The sequence below is a fragment of the Oricola indica genome (assembly GCF_965227485.1).
GTDB classification, from domain to species: Bacteria; Pseudomonadota; Alphaproteobacteria; order Rhizobiales; family Rhizobiaceae; genus Oricola; species Oricola indica.
On sequence record NZ_OZ245747.1, the window covers coordinates 1,361,148 to 1,379,856 of the forward strand.

At 62.2% G+C, this 18,709-nt stretch carries 23 protein-coding genes; 12 read left to right on the forward strand and 11 right to left on the reverse strand.

The window, feature by feature from the left end; genetic code table 11:
• The first annotated feature begins 133 nt into the window (after positions 1–133).
• Together ACQK2M_RS06925 and pyk are read left to right on the forward strand one after the other, a co-directional pair.
• Entirely contained in the window at positions 134–577 is a 444-nt protein-coding gene (locus ACQK2M_RS06925; RefSeq protein WP_425417191.1) for a DUF1036 domain-containing protein, read from the forward strand.
• A complete protein-coding gene (pyk, locus tag ACQK2M_RS06930) occupies positions 574–2,010 on the forward strand; it encodes a pyruvate kinase (protein WP_425417192.1) in 1,437 nt (478 codons plus the stop codon). Before ACQK2M_RS06925 ends, pyk begins: the two co-directional genes overlap by 4 nt.
• A 4-nt stretch (positions 2,011–2,014) precedes the next feature.
• Here the strand turns inward: pyk and ACQK2M_RS06935 are convergent, their stop codons facing one another.
• The 6 genes from ACQK2M_RS06935 to ACQK2M_RS06960 form a co-directional block, all read right to left on the reverse strand.
• Complete coding sequence (locus ACQK2M_RS06935; protein WP_425417193.1) at positions 2,015–3,049, reverse strand: alpha/beta fold hydrolase; 1,035 nt, start codon at positions 3,047–3,049, stop codon at positions 2,015–2,017.
• Between the two features lie 34 nt (positions 3,050–3,083).
• Complete coding sequence (locus ACQK2M_RS06940) at positions 3,084–3,740, reverse strand: tetratricopeptide repeat protein (protein WP_425417194.1); 657 nt, start codon at positions 3,738–3,740, stop codon at positions 3,084–3,086.
• A gap of 80 nt (positions 3,741–3,820) precedes the next feature.
• Complete coding sequence (gene ykgO, locus ACQK2M_RS06945) at positions 3,821–3,946, reverse strand: type B 50S ribosomal protein L36 (protein ID WP_223476039.1); 126 nt, start codon at positions 3,944–3,946, stop codon at positions 3,821–3,823.
• 98 nt (positions 3,947–4,044) lie between these two features.
• Positions 4,045–5,127 carry a 5-(carboxyamino)imidazole ribonucleotide synthase gene (locus ACQK2M_RS06950; RefSeq protein WP_425417195.1) on the reverse strand — a complete coding sequence of 361 codons (1,083 nt, stop codon included), beginning with the start codon at positions 5,125–5,127 and terminating at the stop codon, positions 4,045–4,047.
• Positions 5,124–5,621 (reverse strand): 5-(carboxyamino)imidazole ribonucleotide mutase, encoded by a 498-nt coding sequence (gene purE / locus ACQK2M_RS06955; RefSeq protein WP_425417196.1) that lies wholly within the window; start codon positions 5,619–5,621, stop codon positions 5,124–5,126. Before purE ends, ACQK2M_RS06950 begins: the two co-directional genes overlap by 4 nt.
• A 22-nt stretch (positions 5,622–5,643) precedes the next feature.
• Positions 5,644–5,847, reverse strand: coding sequence for a YdcH family protein (locus ACQK2M_RS06960; RefSeq protein WP_223476036.1), 204 nt, complete (start codon positions 5,845–5,847; stop codon positions 5,644–5,646).
• A 184-nt stretch (positions 5,848–6,031) separates the two neighbouring features.
• On the opposite strand from ACQK2M_RS06960, the gene ACQK2M_RS06965 reads away from it, so the two are divergent.
• Complete coding sequence (locus ACQK2M_RS06965) at positions 6,032–6,208, forward strand: YdcH family protein (protein ID WP_223476035.1); 177 nt, start codon at positions 6,032–6,034, stop codon at positions 6,206–6,208.
• A gap of 39 nt (positions 6,209–6,247) precedes the next feature.
• Here ACQK2M_RS06965 and ACQK2M_RS06970 read toward each other — a convergent pair whose 3' ends face one another.
• Complete coding sequence (locus tag ACQK2M_RS06970; RefSeq protein ID WP_223476120.1) at positions 6,248–6,514, reverse strand: ArsR/SmtB family transcription factor; 267 nt, start codon at positions 6,512–6,514, stop codon at positions 6,248–6,250.
• A 32-nt stretch (positions 6,515–6,546) separates the two neighbouring features.
• Positions 6,547–7,317, reverse strand: coding sequence for a sulfite exporter TauE/SafE family protein (locus tag ACQK2M_RS06975; protein ID WP_425417197.1), 771 nt, complete (start codon positions 7,315–7,317; stop codon positions 6,547–6,549).
• 162 nt (positions 7,318–7,479) lie between these two features.
• Between ACQK2M_RS06975 and ACQK2M_RS06980 the strand changes: the two genes are divergently transcribed.
• The 7 genes from ACQK2M_RS06980 to ACQK2M_RS07010 all read left to right on the forward strand — a co-directional run bounded on the left by ACQK2M_RS06980 (position 7,480) and on the right by ACQK2M_RS07010 (position 14,157).
• Positions 7,480–8,136 (forward strand): thiamine phosphate synthase, encoded by a 657-nt coding sequence (locus ACQK2M_RS06980; protein WP_425417198.1) that lies wholly within the window; start codon positions 7,480–7,482, stop codon positions 8,134–8,136.
• Complete coding sequence (locus ACQK2M_RS06985; protein WP_425417199.1) at positions 8,133–9,167, forward strand: tetratricopeptide repeat protein; 1,035 nt, start codon at positions 8,133–8,135, stop codon at positions 9,165–9,167. The genes ACQK2M_RS06980 and ACQK2M_RS06985 overlap by 4 nt, the downstream gene beginning before the upstream one ends.
• Positions 9,168–9,284: 117 nt before the next feature.
• Entirely contained in the window at positions 9,285–9,848 is a 564-nt protein-coding gene (gene efp / locus ACQK2M_RS06990) for an elongation factor P (protein ID WP_425417200.1), read from the forward strand.
• Positions 9,849–9,889: 41 nt separating this feature from the next.
• Positions 9,890–10,690 (forward strand): inositol monophosphatase family protein, encoded by an 801-nt coding sequence (locus ACQK2M_RS06995; protein ID WP_425417201.1) that lies wholly within the window; start codon positions 9,890–9,892, stop codon positions 10,688–10,690.
• Between the two features lie 101 nt (positions 10,691–10,791).
• On the forward strand, positions 10,792–11,829 hold the full coding sequence (locus tag ACQK2M_RS07000) for a flagellar motor protein MotA (RefSeq protein ID WP_223476029.1): 1,038 nt from the start codon (positions 10,792–10,794) through the stop codon (positions 11,827–11,829).
• A 2-nt stretch (positions 11,830–11,831) separates the two neighbouring features.
• Positions 11,832–12,863 (forward strand): peptidoglycan -binding protein, encoded by a 1,032-nt coding sequence (locus tag ACQK2M_RS07005; protein ID WP_425417202.1) that lies wholly within the window; start codon positions 11,832–11,834, stop codon positions 12,861–12,863.
• Between the two features lie 358 nt (positions 12,864–13,221).
• The gene (locus ACQK2M_RS07010) at positions 13,222–14,157 is read left to right on the forward strand and encodes a hydrogen peroxide-inducible genes activator (RefSeq protein WP_425417203.1); all 936 of its coding nucleotides are present in this window, start codon (positions 13,222–13,224) and stop codon (positions 14,155–14,157) included.
• Between the two features lie 6 nt (positions 14,158–14,163).
• Here the strand turns inward: ACQK2M_RS07010 and ACQK2M_RS07015 are convergent, their stop codons facing one another.
• Positions 14,164–15,975 carry an ABC transporter transmembrane domain-containing protein gene (locus ACQK2M_RS07015; RefSeq protein ID WP_425417204.1) on the reverse strand — a complete coding sequence of 604 codons (1,812 nt, stop codon included), beginning with the start codon at positions 15,973–15,975 and terminating at the stop codon, positions 14,164–14,166.
• A 211-nt stretch (positions 15,976–16,186) separates the two neighbouring features.
• Here ACQK2M_RS07015 and rpmE point away from each other — a divergent pair, with 211 nt between their 5' ends.
• Positions 16,187–16,408 (forward strand): 50S ribosomal protein L31, encoded by a 222-nt coding sequence (rpmE, locus tag ACQK2M_RS07020; RefSeq protein WP_223476025.1) that lies wholly within the window; start codon positions 16,187–16,189, stop codon positions 16,406–16,408.
• Between the two features lie 72 nt (positions 16,409–16,480).
• Here rpmE and ACQK2M_RS07025 read toward each other — a convergent pair whose 3' ends face one another.
• Positions 16,481–17,008, reverse strand: coding sequence for a DUF1465 family protein (locus ACQK2M_RS07025; protein ID WP_223476024.1), 528 nt, complete (start codon positions 17,006–17,008; stop codon positions 16,481–16,483).
• A gap of 356 nt (positions 17,009–17,364) precedes the next feature.
• Positions 17,365–17,547, reverse strand: coding sequence for a DUF1192 domain-containing protein (locus ACQK2M_RS07030; protein ID WP_425417205.1), 183 nt, complete (start codon positions 17,545–17,547; stop codon positions 17,365–17,367).
• A gap of 97 nt (positions 17,548–17,644) precedes the next feature.
• Between ACQK2M_RS07030 and ACQK2M_RS07035 the strand changes: the two genes are divergently transcribed.
• Positions 17,645–18,634 (forward strand): NAD(P)H-quinone oxidoreductase, encoded by a 990-nt coding sequence (locus ACQK2M_RS07035; RefSeq protein ID WP_425417206.1) that lies wholly within the window; start codon positions 17,645–17,647, stop codon positions 18,632–18,634.
• Positions 18,635–18,709 lie beyond the last annotated feature (75 nt).

The window sequence follows — 18,709 nt, forward strand, 5'->3', positions numbered from 1 at the left end:
TGACATAAAGTGTTGCCATGCGACAAACCACGACAGGAATTCCGATTTGTTTCGCGTCATACCAACGTCATCAGAAATGCCGATAAGCCGTTCCTATAAATCGATTTATGTGCGACTTTTCTGGCTGGTTTTGATGTCGGTCGGGGTGTCCATTGCAAAGCCGGGAACGGCGCAGGCCGATTTTCGCGTGTGCAATGCAACACAGGATCTCGTCGGCGTCTCGATCGGTTACCGAGCCCGGGCGGGTTGGATTACGGAAGGGTGGTGGGCCATCGAAGGTTCGACCTGCAAGACGCTGATCGAGGGACCGCTGGAGTCGCGGTATTACTACCTCTACGCCGAGGACGGCGTGCGCGGCGGTCGCTGGGACGGGCCTGTGAGCATGTGCATCGCCGAACTCCAATTCAAGATAACCGGCGTCAATGACTGCTATGCGCGCGGTTTCCAGAAAGCCGGCTTCCGCGAATACGATACCGGAAACCAGACGAACTGGATGGTCCAACTCGTGGACGATCCCGAATCCGAGGCGACCTCCGCCTCAGAACAGCCCTTCATCACACAAGGAGACGGCCAGTGAGACGCGGTCGCAAAGTCAAGATTCTCGCGACGCTTGGCCCTTCGTCCTCGACAGAGGAAATGATCTCGAAACTGCACAATGCCGGAGCCGACGTGTTCCGCATCAATATGAGCCATTCCAGCCATGACATGATGCGTGACCTCGTGAAGCGGATTCGCGCCGTTGAGAAGCAGGTCGGGCGTCCGATCGGCATCCTCGCGGACCTTCAGGGTCCCAAACTGCGCGTCGGGACATTTGCCGACACGACGGTCGAACTCAAGCCGGGGCAGACCTTCACCTTCGACGACAATGACGCGCCGGGCGATGCCACCCGGGTCAAGCTTCCCCATCCCGAAATCCTCGAAGCCGTGCAGCCGGGTCATCGCCTGCTGGTCGATGACGGGCGGCTGGAACTCATCGCCGAAAAGTCAGACGGCAAGTCGATTACTGCGAAGGTCGTCTCCGGCACGAAGATTTCGAGCAAGAAGGGCGTCAGCCTTCCCGACACCACGCTGGGTGTCGGGGCGCTGACCGAAAAAGACCGCGCCGATCTCGACGCCGTTCTCAAGGAAGAGATCGACTGGGTGGCTCTGTCCTTCATCCAGAGGCCGGACGATCTTGCGGAAGCGCGCAAGATCGCGCGCGGGCGCGTCGGCCTGCTGTCGAAGATCGAGAAGCCGCAGGCCGTCGAGCGCCTCGACGAGATCATCGAGCTTTCCGATGCGATCATGGTGGCGCGCGGCGATCTCGGTGTGGAGATGCCGCTGGAATCCGTGCCGGGTATCCAGAAGCAGATCACGCGCGCGGCGCGCAAGGCCGGCAAGCCGGTCGTGGTCGCGACGCAGATGCTGGAATCGATGATCTCGGCGCCTGTGCCCACCCGCGCCGAGGTTTCCGATGTGGCGACGGCGGTTTACGAAGGCGCGGACGCGGTCATGCTGTCGGCGGAATCGGCGGCGGGCGACTATCCCGAGGAAGCCGTCGCGACGATGTCGCGCATTGCCGAGAAGGTCGAACGCGATACGCTGTTCCAGGGGATCATGAACGCGCAGCGCCCGGAGGCCGAAGCGACGGGGTCGGATGCGATTTCCGCGGCAGCCCGACAGATCGCGCATACGCTCAATCTCTCGGCGATCGTTTGCTACACGTCATCGGGAACCACCGGTCTGCGCGCCTCGCGCGAACGGCCCGATACGCCGGTTATCGCGCTCTCGCCGGTCATCGAGACGGCTCGCCGTCTTGCGCTGGTCTGGGGGCTGCACTGCGTGGTGACAGACGATGCGATCGATCTCGACGACATGGTCGATCGGGCCTCCCGCATCGCATTCCGGGAGGAGTTTGCGAAACCCGGCGACCGGATCATCATCACGGCCGGCGTGCCGCTGCGCACGCCCGGTGCCACCAACATGCTGCGGATCGCCTATATAGGCTCCGACGGCCTGTCCGGAATCTGACGGCTTACTCGAGACAGCGTTCGACCGGGCCGAACCTGTCGCCGGCAATCTCTGTTTCGAGCGCTTTGCCCATCGCCTGGAGGTCGCGCGGTGCGCCGGCGAGTTTCTCGATCGCCGCGACCGCGAGGTCGGTGGCGACGTAGTCGGGCTTGTGGCCGAGATTCTCGATCCAGACCAGTTCGGCATTCGGGAGATCCCGTTCAAGCCCGAGCGAATGCACGCGCGGAAGCACGATCGCGTCCTTGTTGCCGGTGATCACGACGGCCGGTGTCTTGATCCGAGAATATAGCGGCGCCGTCTTGGTCACGTAGTCCAGAAGCCGTGAAACGTCGGTTGCATTGGCACGGAAATGCCATGGACGCAGCACCAGTGCGACGCCGGTTCTCTCCACATAGTTTTCCGCGGGCCTGTTCGGCGTGAAGACGCATTCGGTTCCCGGTCTGACCCGCATCAGGCCGAAGGGGAGCGCCAGCGTCTCTGAGAATATGCGACCGATCACGGGGACTGGCGTCAGGTCGTAATACCAGTCGACGCCGCCGGGCCAGGGATGGCTGACGGGGGCAAGAAACAGCGTTCCGATGGTCTTGCCGGGATGGTTGAGCGCAAAGGTGGCCGCGATCGCGCCGCCGAAGGAATGCCCGACGATCACCGCCTTTTCGATGCCGAGTTCCTCCATCAGCGCGGCGACAGTGGCGGCCTGCCCATCGGGCGTCTCGTTCGACTTCGGGCCGCGCCCGGACCAGCCATGGCCGGGACGGTCGAGGAAGAGAAGGTCGGCGCGACCGCCGAGTTGGCCGAGGAACGCTTCGCGCGGGTCGTTGAGATTGCCGCTCGCCCCGTGAAGAAAGACGACCGGCGGAAGGTCGGTCTGTCCGTTGCCGCGGTCGAATATGTAATGCATGCGCGTGTCATTGACCGTCGCAAACTCGCCTTGCGCCGGATAGCTGCGCTCGATCCACCACGCTCCAACGCGGGTCACCGCGGCGAGGAAGAAAAGCAGCGCGATCAGTGAAAGGAGCGCCGCATAGACGAGATTCATCGGTGGATGGTCTTTCGGAAACGGGATGCGGATATCAGACGGGGTCTGCGGCGAGTTCGTCGGTCAGGCGGATCACGGCCTGTTGAGCCGATTGCATGGCCGGATAGACCTCGAGCGCGCGGGACCATGCCTGCAGAGCGGCTTGCTGGTTGCCCGTCCTTTCGAAAATCGTCGCCATACCGGCGAGAGCTCCGAAATGGCGCGGTTCGAGTTCGAGCACCTTGTTGATGTCGGTCATGGACTTGGCGAAATTGTCCATCGAATAATGCAGCGTCGCCCTGCGGTTCCAGCCTTCGGTGAAATCCGGCGCGCGCATGATCACCTGGTCGAGGAAATCGAGCGCCACATTGTATTTCTTCGCCTCGTAGGCTTCGTTCGCCCAACCCATCATCAGATCCACGGTCGCACTGCCCGAGCGAAACCATTCCGACCATATGCCGTCGGCCAGTGTTTTTGCGTGACGCGGATCGCGCGCCTTCTTCAATTTGGCGAAAAGGTCGTCGAGCCTGGTTCCCTCCGGCTCCGCTGCCAACGGCACGTCGTCATAGACAGGTGGTTGGGGCGCCAGATTTTCTTCGGGGACGGGCAATGGCTCCTCCATGCCGGGTTCGTCGAACTCCTGGGCATGGAGGGCGGGCGCGGAGAGCGCGAGAATTGCGGTCAGGGTTGCGAAGCGCAAAAACGTCTGCATGCGGGTAAGGTATTTCCCGCATCGCAAACGTCAAATGCAAAATTGCGTGAAGTCCACGGCCTTATGGCCGAACAGGCAGATCAGCCCTGGCGCGCCTTGTAGCGCGGGTTCTGCTTGTTGATGATGTACACGCGGCCTTTGCGGCGGACGAGCCGGTTGTTGCGGTCGCGGGACTTCAGTGCCTTGAGCGAGTTCTTGATCTTCATTGTAGCGCCTATGTGGCCCTTCGCGGGCTCAAACAAAAACGCGCCGGAAGGCGCGCGAAACCAGTCGGGCGGTGGATAACCGCAATTGTGTCCGGATGTCAACCGGAGCGGGGAAGAACCCGGGTAAAATGGCCCATCTTGCGACCATCGCGGATTTCGGCCTTGCCGTAGTCATGGACCAGCGTGTCGGCCGCATTCGCGAGTTCCGGAATTCGGTCGATGTCGCCGCCGATCAGGTTCTCCATAACGCAGTCGCTGTGGCGCGAGCCGTCGCTCAGCGGCCAGCCCGCAATGGCGCGGATATGTTGCTCGAATTGCGAAACCGTGCAGGCGGCCTCCGTCCAATGCCCGGAATTGTGAACGCGTGGCGCGAACTCGTTGGCGCGCAGGCTGCCGTCCTCCATGACGAAGAACTCCAGTCCGAGGACGCCGACATAGGAGAGCGCGCCGGCAAGCTTGCCGGCGGCGTCGCGGGCAGCCATTTCGATGGAGGGTTCGACGGCACTCGGCACAGTCGATGTCGACAGGATTCCGTCCTCGTGCACATTGCGCGGCGGATCGAAGGAGACGACGGTGCCATCGGCGGCGCGTGCGGCGATCACCGAAATCTCGCAGGAGAACGGCGCGAATTCCTCCAGGATGACCGGCGCATTGCCGAGACTTTCCAGCGCCTCGGCGGGTGTCGGGTCGGAGGCTTCGCCGCGGAAACGGATTTGCCCCTTTCCGTCATAGCCGAGGCGGCGGGTCTTCAGGATGCCGCGCCCGCCGAACTCCGCGAGCGCAGCCTCGAGCACCGGGGCGTCCGCGATGGCGCGGAAGGCGACGGTCTTGATACCGACTTCGTTGAGGAAGGTTTTTTCGTTGAGCCGATCCTGGGCGATTTCCAGCGCAAGGGTGCCGGGCCGCAGGTCGGCGACTGTTTCCAGCCAGCGCGCGGCATCGAGATCGATGTTCTCGAATTCGAATGTTACGACATCGCAGCGGCGGGCGAGTTCCTTGAGGGCCGCGAGATCGTCATAGGCGGCGGTAATTTGCGCGTTGCAAACCTGTGCGGCGGGACAATCCGCCTGCGGTTCCAGCACGCAGGTCCTGAATCCGAGGCGTGCCGCGGCCATGGCAAGCATGCGTCCCAGTTGTCCGCCGCCGATGATCCCGATCGTGGCGCCACGGCGCAAGGTCATTTGCCGGCATCCTCGTCCGTCGGTTGATCGGCGACCGCGCTTGTCCGGGCGGCGCGCCATTCATCCAGCCGGGTCGCGAGTTCCGGATCCGAAAGGGCGAGAATGGCTGCGGCCATGAGGCCGGCATTGGTTGCGCCCGCCTTGCCGATCGCCAGCGTGCCGACCGGGATGCCAGCCGGCATTTGCACGATGGAGAGCAGTGAATCCTGGCCGGAAAGCGCCTTCGACTGAACCGGTACGCCGAGCACCGGCAAGGGGGTCAGCGATGCCGTCATGCCGGGCAGGTGCGCTGCGCCCCCGGCGCCGGCGATGATGACGCCGAAACCTTCGGCCTTCGCCGTCTTTGCGAATTCATACATGCGGTCCGGCGTGCGGTGTGCGGATACGATTCGGGCTTCGTGGGGCACGTCCAGCTCGTCGAGGACATCGGCGGCATGGCGCATGGTCGGCCAGTCGGACTGGCTGCCCATGATGATAGCGACTTTGCTGGTCATTGCGTGGATCGTTTCTTTGCGGTCAGGCGATAATGTCCGGAATGATCTGGTCTTCAAGTTGCTGAAGCTTGTCCTTGACGGCGAGCTTCTTCTTTTTCATGCGCTGGATCTGCATCCGGTTACAGCCGGTTGTCGTCATTGCCTCGATGGCGGCGTCGTAGTCGGCGTGTTCCTGTTTCAACCGCGCAAACGCAAGCCGCAAATCGGCCTGATCCTGCTCAGACATGGCGCTTCCTTCTTGCCTTCGTTGCGGCGGTTCACCCTGCCTGGTTTCAACGAAACGAATGGTTCACTCTTTGCAACAAATCTTCACCCATTTCCACAGAGTCATGTTCGACAGTCACGGGTTTTCATGTCACCATCCACGTTCGGGCCGCACAAGGCCCGACCAAACGGAAGGAGATATTCACATGTCCATAGAAGCTCATTTGGAGTCCCTCGTGCGCAAGCATGGAAATCTGGAAACGGAAATCTCCCAGATCCTGTCCCGTCCCAGTCCGGACCAAGTCGAGCTTACCCAGCTGAAACGCGAGAAGCTGCGTGTGAAGGAAGCGATCGAACGCATTCGTTCCGAAACGCGTCACTAGCGATAGCATTTTGGCGATCCGCAGACCGGCGGCGGTCAATCAGTCGCCGGTCCAGAACTGATCCAGCCAGATATTGAGTGGCAGAAACGCCGCCGGGTTCAGTTCGTATATTCTCTTGGTGCCCTGAGCGCGTACCGACACCATTCCCGCATCGAGCAATATCTTCATGTGCTGAGAAACGGCCGGCCTTGAAATCGGCAAGTTTTCGGCAAGCTCGCCCACTGTTCTGGGCGTGCGGCGCAATTCCTCCAGAATGTAACGTCGATGCCCGTCGGCAATCGCGTGAAAGGAGTCTGTGGAATTCATCTTGAAACGGGTAAGATCATTCTTACCCGAGGTCAAGAACCGAGGCTAGTCATTCCGTCGTAGACCAGTTTAAGTCCGACCACGAAAATCATCGCATACATGAACGGATAAAAGATATTTCGATCGATCTGCCGCACGAACCAGGCACCGGCCAGGGTGGCGACCGGGGCGATGGGCATGAGTATGGCCGACGTCGCGAGGTTGGTGTGGTCGAGCTGTCCCAGCGCGAAATACGGGATCAGCTTGATCGCGTTCATCACCGAAAAGAAGATCACCGAAGTGCCGACATATACTTTCGGATCCTGCCCGAGAGGCAAAGTATAGAACTGGTAAGGCGGTCCGCCGGCATGCGATACGAAACTGGTGAAGCCCGACAGGACGCCGAGCAGCGATCCCTTTGCGAAATTATGCTCGCGGGCCTCCCTCACAGATGCGCTGAGGCGTTGGCGCAGATAGTCGGCGGCAAAAAGAAGCGCGATCGCGCCGACGAGAAGGCGCACATGCGATGCGGTGACCCAGGTCGCGGTAAACCAGCCAATGGCCACGCCAACTACGCCGGCCGGCAACATGATCTTGAGCGTGTGCTTGTCGTAGATGCCGCGCCAACTCCACAGGCTGACGATGTCCATGACGATCATGATCGGCAGCATGATCGCGGCAGCCTTGATCGGCGACACGACGAGCGCCAGGAGCGGCATGCCCATCAGCCCCATCGCGCCGCCGAACCCGCCCTTGGACAGGCCGACGAAGATGACCGCTGGTATCGCGGCGGCGTAGAAAAGGGGATCGGTGATGAATGGCATCCGGCGTTTCTGGCAGCCTTTCCGAACCCGGTTTCTCAACCATCTGCGCTTACGGCATTTTTCCGCCCTGTGAAAGGTCGCTGCGGCGGTCTGGTGGCAACCCGCCGTAAAACCGTCCATTTTCAGGTTGAAGCGGGGCTGCAGGAAACATAGTAAGCGCCGATGGAAAACAAACAGACAGAACGTTGCGGGCTCGTGCTTGTCGCGCCGCCGGACCAATCGGGCGTATCGTTCGCCGATCGGCTCACTGCCGCGCTCGAAGGCGGCGAGGTCGCATCGGTCATCTTCCCGGCTTATGACCTGGATGAGGCCGCCTATCAGGCGCATCTCGAAGTTTGCATCCCTGTCGCCCAGGCGCATGGTGCGGCAGCGATTGTCGTCAATGACACCCGCGCATTCGGTCGGACGGGCGCAGACGGGCTGCATGTCGATACGGGCATACGGGATGTCGCCGAAACGGTGGAGCGCCTGAACGGCAGTCATATCGTAGGATCGGGCGGTGCGGAAACCCGCCATAAGGCTCTGGAAATGGGCGAGGCGAGACCCGACTACCTCTTTTTTGGCCGTTTTGGACAGGACACGCATCCAAGCCCCCACCGCAAGAATGTCGATCTCGCCGAATGGTGGGCCTCGATGGTCGAAATCCCCTGCATTCTGATGGGCGGTGCTTCGCTGGATACGCTTGGCGAGGCTGCCGCGACCGGCACCGAATTCGTGGCGTTGTCGAGAGCGGTCTTCGGTGAGGGTATCGATCCCGCCGCTGCCGTGGCTGCCGCGAACGACATACTCGAAAGCCATTCCCTGGGCCGCGACTCATGACTTTATCCCGCGGACATCGCGCGTGGGTGATTGTCGGTATGGTGGCGGCGATCGTCGCGGCTGCGCCTGCGGCGGGCGCTCCTGGAGGCGAAGATGTCGACATCGCGCCTTCGCGTTTCGGTGAACCGCTGCAGACGGGTGGATCGGATGATGCCGCTGCGACGCCGGATGCCGAAGGCGTTGTGCCGTCGCGTTTCGGCGATCAGCCGGCTGACGAGGCGTTCGGCGCCTATCAACGCGGCCTCTATCTGACCGCGCGCAATCTCGCCCTGCCGCGCGCCGAACAGGGCGATGCGGCGGCGCAGACCCTTCTGGCTGAAATCTATGCGCGGGGACTGGGTGTGCCGCGCGACCCGGAAGAAGCGGCCAAGTGGTATCGCCGCGCCGCCCGACAGGGCATTCCGGAGGCGCAGTTGCAATTCGCGCTGATCCTGATGAACCGGGACAAGAAACCCGAAACGCTGCAAGAGGCCCGTGAACTGATGCGTGCGGCGGCCGATGCCGGAAACGCCAATGCCCAGTTCAACTTCGCGCAGATGATCATCGACGAACGGCCGGGATCGCAGTCGATGGCAAAAGCCTATCCCTATTTCCTCGGCGCGGCCGAGAAGGGGATTGCGGATGCGCAGTATGCCGTCAGCCAGATCCTCCTGAACGGCAGCGGCGGGGTCGAGCGCGACCCGGCCGCCGCGCGCGAATGGCTGCTCAAGGCGGCACAGCAGAATTTCGACACGGCGCAATACGATCTCGGCAACTGGTACCTGCAGGGGATCGGCGGCGACCGCGATCTGGAAAAGGCCTATCTGTGGACCGTTCGTGCGGCGCGTGCGGGCAATGTCGCCGCCCAGGCCGGTGTCGCCAAGCTCTACTGGGGAGGGCTCGGGACCGAGCCGGACGACGCCGAGGCCGCGGCATGGACGGTCATCGTGCGAAGGGCAGGCCTGCGTGACCGTGCCCTGGACGATTTCTGGGAAGGTTTGACCGAAGAGGAACAGCGCGCGGCCATCGAGCGGGCCAACCAGTTGCGCTGAGAATCCCTCGCGAAAGCCGGAGCCACGCGCATGCCGCTTGAAAGATCGCCGCAAGTGTGGTCTTGAACCGGCCAAATCCAGACCCGTTCCGGGCATAATAATAGTCGGTGATCTCACATGAAAATCAATGGAAACGAAATCAAGCCGGGCAATGTGATCGAGCACAATGGCGGCCTCTGGGCGGCGGTCAAGTGCAATGCGGTCAAGCCTGGCAAGGGCGGCGCTTTCAACCAGGTCGAACTCAAGAATCTCATCGATGGCACAAAGCTGAACGAACGCTTCCGCGCCAGCGAAACCGTGGAGCGCGTGCGGCTGGAGCAGAAAGACTTCCAGTATCTCTACGAGCAGGGCGATGCGCTCGTCTTCATGGACAACGAGACCTATGAGCAGCTCGAATTGCAGAAGGATTTCGTCGGCGATCGCGCTGCGTTTCTGCAGGACGGGATGACCGTCACCGTGGAACTGCACGAGGAAAGGCCGATCGGCGTCTCCCTGCCCGACCATGTGGTTCTCGAGATCGTGGAGGCCGATCCGGTGGTCAAGGGCCAGACGGCGACATCCTCCTACAAGCCGGCCGTCATGGAAAACGGCGTGCGTGTCATGGTGCCGCCCTTCATCGAGGCCGGTGAGAGGATTCTCGTCGACACGAACGAAATCACCTACATCCGCCGCGCCGACTGACCCGTCGTCGCCGCCTTTCGAAAGACTGAGGACAAGCTGCAATGGCGCGTTCCGCACTGATGAATGTAATGGTTCAGGCCGTGATGAAGGCAGGCCGCGGACTGGCGCGCGATTTCGGCGAAGTTCAGCATCTGCAGGTCTCCGTCAAAGGACCGGGCGATTTCGTCAGCCAGGCCGATCTGCGAGCCGAAGAGGTGCTGCGCGCCGAGCTTGAACGCGCGCGGCCGGATTACGGCTTTCTGCTGGAAGAAGGCGGGTCTGTCGAAGGCAGGGACCCGCAGCATCGATGGATCATCGATCCGCTCGACGGCACGACGAACTTCCTGCACGGGTTCCCGCATTTCGCGGTGTCGCTGGCGCTTGAGCGACAGGGCCAGCTCGTCGCGGGCGTCATTTTCAATCCGGCGACGGATGAACTCTATACGGCCGAAAAAGGCGCCGGCGCCTTCCTCAATGATCGCCGACTGCGTGTTGCGGCCCGGCGCAAGCTGACGGACTGCATGGTCGGTTGCGGGGTTCCGCATCTGGGGCGGGGCGACCACGGACGTTTCCTCGTACAATTGCGCCATGTGATGAGCGAGGCCGTCGGCATCCGCAGGACGGGCGCAGCGGCTCTCGATCTCGCCTATGTGGCGGCCGGCCGTCTCGATGGGTTCTGGGAGGAGTCGCTTTCGCCCTGGGACATGGCTGCGGGTATCATCCTGATCCGGGAGGCGGGCGGTTTCGTTACCGACGCATCCGGCGGCACTGACATGTTCGGCCGGGGTGACATCGTCGCCGGCAACGAAGCGATCCAGAAGGCGCTGCTCTCCACGATCAACCGCCCATTGACAAATCGCTGACCCGGTCAACACTTGTTGCGGCGCACAACCTTTTATTTCTGCCACTTTTCTGGCTAATGTCGCGTGATCCAGGGGTTGTGTGCGGGCAGAGGGATTCGTGAATGAGCATCGGTGACGCAGAACAGGCGGGCGTAACCGCCCATCAGCAAGGTCGCTTCGATCCCTACCGCCTGTCGAATCCGCAGGTTTTCCTGTTCTCGATGATCATCTTCCTGGTGATCGTCGGTTTCGTCGCCGCGATCCTGTACCGTCAGATATCGACGGCGTTCATGACCAATCCGGGGCTGAACGGTCTCATTCTGGGCGTTCTGGGCGTTGGTATCATCCTCGTCTTCCAGCAGGTGATCGGCCTTTTCCGTGAGGTACGGTGGGTCAATACGTTCCGCGCGGGCGATTCACTGATGGCGGCACGGCGGGATCCGGTCCTGCTCGCGCCGATGCGTTCCCTTTTGAGCCGCCAGCAGGCGATGACGCTCTCGACGCTTTCGACCCGCTCGATCCTCGATTCGATCGCCACCCGGCTGGACGAGGCGCGCGACACATCGCGCTACCTGACCGGCCTTCTCGTGTTTCTTGGCCTGCTCGGCACCTTCTGGGGCCTGTTGCAGACGATCGGCTCCATTGGGGCGACGATCCAGTCGCTGGATCCCGGGTCGGGCGACATGAACGATATTCTGGATTCGCTCAAGGCCGGACTCAGTTCCCCGCTCGAGGGCATGGGAACGGCGTTTTCCTCGTCGCTGTTCGGTTTGTCGGGATCGCTGGTCCTGGGCTTTCTCGATCTGCAGGCCGGCCGCGCGCAGAACCGCTTTTACACGGAACTCGAAAACTGGCTTTCTTCGGTCACCGATCCGGATTCGGGCGTCGCGAATGCCGCTGCCGCCTCGGAAAGCAGCGAAGACATGAAATCGGTCGCCGAGGCGCTGCGGACAATGCAGGGCGGATCCGGCGGCAACCAGCGGGCGACCGCCGCCATGGCCAATCTCGCGGAAGGCATACAGGGGCTGGTGCGCAACATGCGCAGTGAGCAGCAGATGATGCGCGACTGGGTTGAAACGCAGTCCGAAGAGCAAAAGGACATGCGCAGGACGCTTGAGAGACTGGCCGCGGCTATCGAAAAGAACGACAGGAGCGAATAAGCGTGGCGCTTGCGCGAAATCGCCGCCATGACGGGCGCGTCGACTACTGGCCCGGCTTCGTCGATGCGATGGCGACGCTGCTGCTCGCCATCATGTTCCTGCTGTCGGTCTTCGTGCTGGCGCAGTTTCTGCTCAGTCAGGAGATCACCGGCAAGGACGCCGTTCTCAACCGGCTGAACTCCCAGATCAACGAGTTGACGCAACTTCTCTCGCTCGAACAAAGCAACCGGCAGGATGCCGAGGATCAGCTGCTGGCCCTGCAGGCCTCGCTGGAAGCGGCTGAGAACGAGCGCTCGCGTCTGGAAAGCCTGCTCGCCGCCGGCAGCGGAGCGAGCGTGGCGGCGCAGGACCGGATCGGTATCCTGAGCGATGCGCTCACCGAGGAACGCCAGATAAGCCAGCGCGCCCTCAGCCAGGTCGAATTGCTCAACCGGCAGATTTCCGCACTGCGACAACAGATCGCGGCGCTGGAGGACGCACTGGACGTCTCTGAACAGCGCGACCGTGAATCCAATGCCAAGATCGCCGACCTCGGCCGGCGGCTCAATCTCGCGCTGGCGCAAAGGGTGCAGGAACTGAACCGCTATCGTTCGGATTTCTTCGGGCGGCTGCGTGAAATCCTTTCGGACCGCGAGAATATCCGCATCGTCGGCGACCGTTTCGTGTTCCAGTCCGAAGTGCTGTTTCCCTCCGGATCGGCGCAGTTGAACCCGGCTGGTGCGACCGAGATGGGCAAGCTTGCCGCGGCGCTCATCGATCTTCAGCGCGAGATCCCGGGTGAGATCAATTGGGTGCTGCGCGTCGACGGCCATACGGACAATGTGCCGGTATCGGGCACTGGCCGTTTCGCGGACAACTGGGAATTGTCGAGCGCGCGCGCGACTTCCGTCGTCAAATACCTGATTTCGGAAGGGGTCCCGCCGGAACGCCTCGTCGCGGCGGGCTTCGGCGAGTTTCAGCCGCTCGACCCGGCCGACACGGACGAGGCGCGGGCGCGTAACCGCCGTATCGAACTCAAGCTGACCGAGCGCTGAGGCTTTCCGGGCGCGCGCCCGGTCACCGGTTTGCGGGTTCCGTCGCGGTTGAAGGACCATGCGCCATAGGCGAGAATCCCTCCCGTCGCGAAGCCGATGGCCAGGAAGATCAGTTTGATGACAAACATTATCTCTGCCCTCCGGCTGGATCGAAGATGGCCGGAGCATGACGGAACGTCCGATTTTCGGAATACCGGCCCGTGCCGGGTCCGGCATGACTGATTTTTGCGCCGTCTTTCCATGGCCTGAAGGTGCGGGACATCGATTTCTCCTTTTCCACGAGGATCATGTCGTCACGCGCGTGCGATAGTTCCAATCGATTGTTTATATCTCTTCGATAGATTATCTCTATCTGGTCATGCCTTTCCGACCATCGCCAAGACAGCTCGAATATCTTCTCGCCGTGATTGAGACCGGTCATTTCCGGGAAGCGGCCAGGCTGTGCAACGTCTCCCAGCCAACCCTGTCGGCGCAGCTCCAATTGCTGGAGGATCAGCTCGGCGCCGCGCTGATCGACCGGACGCCGGGACGTTCGCGCGCAACGCCGATCGGCGAGAAGGTTGCCGTCCTCGCGCGAACGACCCTGACCTCGCTCGATGAGATCGTGGCCGTTGCCCGTCAATCCACAGGGCAGATGGGCGGCCTTGTCCGCCTCGGGGTCGCGCCGACCTTCGGGCCGTACTACCTGCCGCGCCTTCTGCCGCATCTGCACGATGCCTATCCCGACCTCGAAATCTACATTCGCGAGGACAGGGCGCATCTCCTCGAAGCGTCAGTCATGGAAGGGACCATCGATTGCGCACTTGGGCCTCAGCCCGAGGAGCGCTCGAGGCTGGACTATCTGGAATTGATGGTCGAGCCGCTTTACCTGGGCATGGCTTCCCGCCATCGACTGGCCGCCGCGGGGGAGGTGAGGATCGAGATGCTGGCCGGCGAGCGCATGCTCACACTTGGATCAGGGCACAGGCTCAGCCATCAGGTCAGGGCGCTGAGCGCGCAGTCGGGCGCGGTGATGCGCGAGGAGTATGAGGGCACCAGCCTCGACGCCTTGAGGCAGATGGTCTCAATCGGCATGGGCCTGTCCCTTTTTCCCGAATTGTACGCTGCATCGGAATTTGCGCGGCGCGAGGAACAGGTTGTCCTCAGGCGTATCGCCGACTTGCCGCTGGCGCGGTCGGTCGGCCTGCTTTGGCGGAAAGACCACGTCCGCGCATCGCATTTCGCGAGTTTCGGAGCGGCCTGTCGGCGCATCGCGGAGACAATCGGGACGCCCCGCCCGTCTTCTCTAGGTTGAGAAAACCTACTCGGCAGCGCCGGCCACGGCCTCGACGCCCGCATCGAACTGCAGCTTTGCCAGCCGCGAATAGATGCCATTCTCGCGCCGCGAGAGGGAAGAGTGGGTGCCCTCCTCGACGATATGGCCCTCCTGCATGACGAGAATGCGGTCGGCCTTGAGGATCGTCGCCAGGCGGTGGGCGATGACGATTGTCGTGCGCCCCGACATGAGCTTCTCGAGAGCTTTCTGGACCAGCTTCTCGCTTTCTGCGTCCAGTGCGGACGTCGCTTCGTCCAGCAACAGGATCGGCGCGTCTCGCAGGATCGCGCGTGCGATGGCAATGCGCTGGCGTTGCCCGCCGGAAAGGGTCAGGCCCCGCTCGCCGACTTCCGTATCGTAGCCCTGCGGTAGCGCCGTGATGAAATCATGCGCCTGGGCGGCCTTTGCCGCCTCGATCACCTCTTCGCGGGAAGCGTCCGGACGAGCGAAGGCGATGTTGTCGGCGGCCGTGCCGGAGAAGACCGCGACGTCCTGCGGCACGATCGCGAAGCGTGCGCGCGCTTCGTCGAGTGCGGCGTCGCGAAGATCGACGCCATCGACGAGGATGCGTCCCTCGGTTGGATCGTACTGGCGCAGCAGGAGAGCGAAGAGCGTGCTCTTGCCGGCGCCCGAGGGACCGGCGAACGCCACGGTTTCACCAGATGTAATGGAGAAGTCCAGGCCCCTGACGGCGCTTTCGTTCGGGCGGGTGGGGTAGGCGAAGGAGACGTTTTCGAAGGCGACGGCGCCGGATGCCGGCGACGGCATCGCGACAGGCGATGCGGGCGAGACGATCGCCGGCTGCTCGTCGAGCAGTTCCGACAGGCGCTCGGCGGCTCCGGCGGCGAGTTGCAATTCGCCCCAGACTTCGGACAGCGCGCCGAGCGCACCGGCGGCGAAGACCGCATAGAGCAGGAACTGCCCGAGCGTGCCGGGCGACATGGTGCCTGCCAGGACGTTCTGCGCGCCGATCCACAGAACGGCGACAACGCTCGAAAACACCATGAAGATGGCGAAAGCGGTCAGCGCGGCGCGTGTCTTGGCCGAGATGCGCGCCGCGCCGAAGGCAGCCTCGACAGCGCGCGCGAAACGCGACGTCGCGAGTTGCTCGTTGGTGAAGGCCTGAAATGCGCGCACCGAGCCGATTGCCTCACTGGCGTAGGCGGTCGCATCGGCCAGCGTATCCTGCGCGGCGCGCGACCTTACGCGAACGCGGCGGCCGAAGGCGACCAGCGGCAGGACGATGACGGGAATAGCGCCGATGACCACACCGGACAGCGACGGGCTCGTTATGACCATCATCGTCAGTGCGCCGAAGCAGAGGATGACATTGCGCAGCGCCACCGATGCCGTCGCGCCGACGACGGATTTGATCTGTGTTGTGTCGGCGGTCAGCCGCGACACGATTTCGCCGGACATGGCGCTGTCGAAGAACGAGGAGGAAAGCGTCATAACGTGCGAGAAGACGTCGCGACGAACATCCGACACGACCCGTTCTCCGAGCGTGATGACGAAGTAATAGCGAAGCGCACTCGCGGCCGCGAGCAGGGCGGCGAGCACGACGAGCATTGCAAAGTAGTTGTTTATCAACTTCCCGTCGGCGTCGGAAAAGCCGTGGTCGATCATGCGCCGCACGGCTGTCGGAAGCGACAATGTGGTCGCGGCCGCCAGAACGAGGGATACGCCCGCGCCGGCCATCAGCCCCTTGTAATGAAGGAGATAGGGCCAGAGCCGCGAAAGAGGACGAAGGGCCTGCCGGTTTCGCGGTTTTGGGGTTTTCCGCGATGATTCAGTCATGGTGTCTCGCAATTCGTTCCGGTCGTCATGGGCACCGGTCTATTTTGTCCATACGCCCGGTCTTGAGCTTCGGTCGTCGGTGATGTATAGGCTCCGCATCTTTTTTGGAAGCCGTGGCCTAATGGCGCACGGCTTTCGTGATTTCAGACAGCCGCGGTATGACGGCCGGCAATCCGGACCGATCGCCCTCAGGCAAGGCAGGACAAGACAGATGAAGGCTGATATCCATCCCGAGTACCACATGATCAAGGTCGTCATGACCGATGGCACGGAATACGAGACCCGTTCGACCTGGGGCTCCGAGGGCGATACGCTCAACCTCGATATCGATTCAAAGTCGCATCCGGCCTGGACCGGCGGTCAGCAGAACCTGCTTGATCGCGGCGGCCGCGTTTCCAAGTTCAAGAAGCGCTACGAAGGCCTCGGCGTCTGATCCGACGCGCTCTGCGGAAAACAAAAAGCCCGGACGATCGTCCGGGCTTTTTTCGTTGCCGATCTGGCGGCTTCAGCGGGACGCGAAAGCCGTGCGCAGCAATTCGATCTGGGAGCCAACGGGGTTGCCGGTCGGCGCAGCCTGGGTGACGGTTTCGATCTCGGTGCCGAACAAATCCTGGTCGAGACGGCAGACATAGGCCTGCAGGCGCAGGGACCGGTTGACCAGCAGGCGAAACGTCTCCGGAAGCTCGTTCCAGCCATTGGCATTCGTCTTGGCGGAGGAGGTGTCGAGACGGATCTTTTCCTTCTCGGTCATCATCTGCTCGCGGCTCATCTCGCCTGCGTTCAAAGCGCGCTGCAACAGAAGCCAGGACGCGATCTGCATGAGGCGGGTGGTCAGGCGCATCGACTCGGCCGCGTACAGCGTCGCAGAGATGCGCGACAGGCGCTTCGCTTCCGCGCGGCCCTCTCCGTCGAGATAAGCGGCCGTTTCCTCGACCAGCCCCATACCGTCGGCATAGAGCTTCTTGAACGCGGTCGACGATGCCTTTCGCTCGATGAAATTGATCGTGTTCGACCGCTTGCTCAACTCCGACATACCCGTAAACCCCACCTGATTCCTGCGCCATTTTTTGCTTGATCATGATGTACGTGCAGGGGCGCTCCCGCACACCGGCATATTGGGCATGTTCACAGTTCAGCGCAACAAGATGCTTAATGCAAGGTTAACGCCGCCGGAGGGCATGTCCCGCTATGGCGCACTGGACTCAGGACAAAAAAAAGAGCCGCAAAAAGCAGCTCTCAGGAGTTAAAACAGGGAGGCGTCAAACAAAGCAACGGTGTCGCTTCGAATGAGTTCGGACGAATCCGAACGAACACAGTAAACAGCCGTAAAGCTTAATACCGGGTTAATGGAATTGCGAATTCCTGCCGTTTGCGCCTTTTCGGGACAAATTACAGTTTGAAAAATGCTTCGGCCGCATTTCGGCTGTCCGATTTGGTTTCGACTTCGCGTTTCAAGCGCGCGATCTCTTCCCCGAGCGCATCAATCGTCTCGTTCAATTCGTCCACCGACATCAGCGAAATATCCTGCCCAAGCTGGTAGGCCGGTTTCCGTTTCGGCTCTTCTTCGTCCATCGGCATCTCCTTCGCGCATGCGGTTGCCGTTCGCCCTGCGCAACCCTACAGTCCCGGCCGGGCGAGGAAAAGACAACCGAAAAAGCGGGACCAGGGCATGACGATGATGAAGGCGGTCGAGATCGGCGAACCGGGAGGGCCGCGCGCACTCAAGATAACGGAACGTCCGCGACCGGAAGCCGGCGAGGGCGAAATCCTCGTTCGCGTCAAATGCGCCGGCGTGAACCGCCCGGATGTGCTGCAGCGCATGGGCGCCTATCCGCCACCGGCCGGCGCTTCGGACATTCCGGGTCTCGAAATCTCAGGCACTGTCGAGTCGACGGGCCCCGGTGCGACGCGGTTCGCGGCCGGCGATGCGGTTTGCGCTCTGCTGCCGGGTGGGGGCTATGCCGAATATGCGGTGGTCCATGAAACGAATGCGCTGCCCATTCCGGGCGGATATGCTTTTTCGGAAGCGGCCGCGATCCCGGAAACCTATTTTACCGTCTGGCACAATGTCTTCCAGCGCGGTGGCCTGAAGACGGGCGAGGTTTTGCTCGTTCATGGCGGCACGTCGGGCATAGGAACGACGGCGATTCAGCTTGCGAAGGCGTTCGGCGCCAGGATGATCACCACCGCGGGCAGCACGGAGAAATGCGCCGCATGCGAAAAGCTGGGCGCCGACCGCGCGGTGAACTACCGCGAGGAGGATTTTGTCGAGGCGGTCAGCGAGTTCACGGACGGCAACGGCGCCGACGTGATCCTCGACATGGTGGGCGGCGACTACATAACCCGCAACTACAAGGCTGCGGCGGTCGAGGGCCGCGTGGTGCAGATCGCATTCCTTGGCGGACGGAAGGCCGAGGCCGATTTCTCGCTGCTGATGGTCAAGCGCCTTGTTCATACCGGTTCGACGCTTCGCGCCCGCCCGGTCGAGTTCAAGGCCGGGTTGGCGCATGAACTGCACGAGAAGGTTTGGCCGCTGCTCGCCGACCGCAAGATACAGCCGGTCGTGGACATGATTTATCCGCTGGCCGAGGCCTGGCGGGCGCATGAGCGCATGGAGGCGGGCAATCATACCGGGAAAATCGTGCTCGACATCGGGTAGCCGCCTTGTCTCGCAATGATTTCATTCGCCGGATGGACAGGGCCCGGCGAACCGGATAGCGTTGCGTCACCGGCT

Bases quoted from the DNA above. Each gene is read 5' to 3' on its own strand.
- ACQK2M_RS07035 (WP_425417206.1), top strand. From the start codon at position 17,645: ATGACGATGATGAAGGCGGTCGAGATCGGCGAACCGGGAGGGCCGCGC.
- ACQK2M_RS06940 (WP_425417194.1), bottom strand. From the start codon at position 3,740: ATGCAGACGTTTTTGCGCTTCGCAACCCTGACCGCAATTCTCGCGCTC.
- ACQK2M_RS06995 (WP_425417201.1), top strand. From the start codon at position 9,890: ATGGCGCGTTCCGCACTGATGAATGTAATGGTTCAGGCCGTGATGAAG.
- ACQK2M_RS06970 (WP_223476120.1), bottom strand. From the start codon at position 6,514: ATGAATTCCACAGACTCCTTTCACGCGATTGCCGACGGGCATCGACGT.
- ACQK2M_RS07000 (WP_223476029.1), top strand. From the start codon at position 10,792: ATGAGCATCGGTGACGCAGAACAGGCGGGCGTAACCGCCCATCAGCAA.
- ACQK2M_RS06975 (WP_425417197.1), bottom strand. From the start codon at position 7,317: ATGCCATTCATCACCGATCCCCTTTTCTACGCCGCCGCGATACCAGCG.
- ACQK2M_RS06965 (WP_223476035.1), top strand. From the start codon at position 6,032: ATGTCCATAGAAGCTCATTTGGAGTCCCTCGTGCGCAAGCATGGAAAT.
- ACQK2M_RS06935 (WP_425417193.1), bottom strand. From the start codon at position 3,049: ATGAATCTCGTCTATGCGGCGCTCCTTTCACTGATCGCGCTGCTTTTC.
- ACQK2M_RS07030 (WP_425417205.1), bottom strand. From the start codon at position 17,547: ATGGACGAAGAAGAGCCGAAACGGAAACCGGCCTACCAGCTTGGGCAG.
- ACQK2M_RS07010 (WP_425417203.1), top strand. From the start codon at position 13,222: ATGCCTTTCCGACCATCGCCAAGACAGCTCGAATATCTTCTCGCCGTG.
- ACQK2M_RS06950 (WP_425417195.1), bottom strand. From the start codon at position 5,127: ATGACCTTGCGCCGTGGCGCCACGATCGGGATCATCGGCGGCGGACAA.
- ACQK2M_RS06960 (WP_223476036.1), bottom strand. From the start codon at position 5,847: ATGTCTGAGCAGGATCAGGCCGATTTGCGGCTTGCGTTTGCGCGGTTG.
- ACQK2M_RS06985 (WP_425417199.1), top strand. From the start codon at position 8,133: ATGACTTTATCCCGCGGACATCGCGCGTGGGTGATTGTCGGTATGGTG.
- ACQK2M_RS06980 (WP_425417198.1), top strand. From the start codon at position 7,480: ATGGAAAACAAACAGACAGAACGTTGCGGGCTCGTGCTTGTCGCGCCG.
- ACQK2M_RS06925 (WP_425417191.1), top strand. From the start codon at position 134: ATGTCGGTCGGGGTGTCCATTGCAAAGCCGGGAACGGCGCAGGCCGAT.
- ACQK2M_RS07015 (WP_425417204.1), bottom strand. From the start codon at position 15,975: ATGACTGAATCATCGCGGAAAACCCCAAAACCGCGAAACCGGCAGGCC.
- ACQK2M_RS07025 (WP_223476024.1), bottom strand. From the start codon at position 17,008: ATGTCGGAGTTGAGCAAGCGGTCGAACACGATCAATTTCATCGAGCGA.
- purE (WP_425417196.1), bottom strand. From the start codon at position 5,621: ATGACCAGCAAAGTCGCTATCATCATGGGCAGCCAGTCCGACTGGCCG.
- efp (WP_425417200.1), top strand. From the start codon at position 9,285: ATGAAAATCAATGGAAACGAAATCAAGCCGGGCAATGTGATCGAGCAC.
- ykgO (WP_223476039.1), bottom strand. From the start codon at position 3,946: ATGAAGATCAAGAACTCGCTCAAGGCACTGAAGTCCCGCGACCGCAAC.
- rpmE (WP_223476025.1), top strand. From the start codon at position 16,187: ATGAAGGCTGATATCCATCCCGAGTACCACATGATCAAGGTCGTCATG.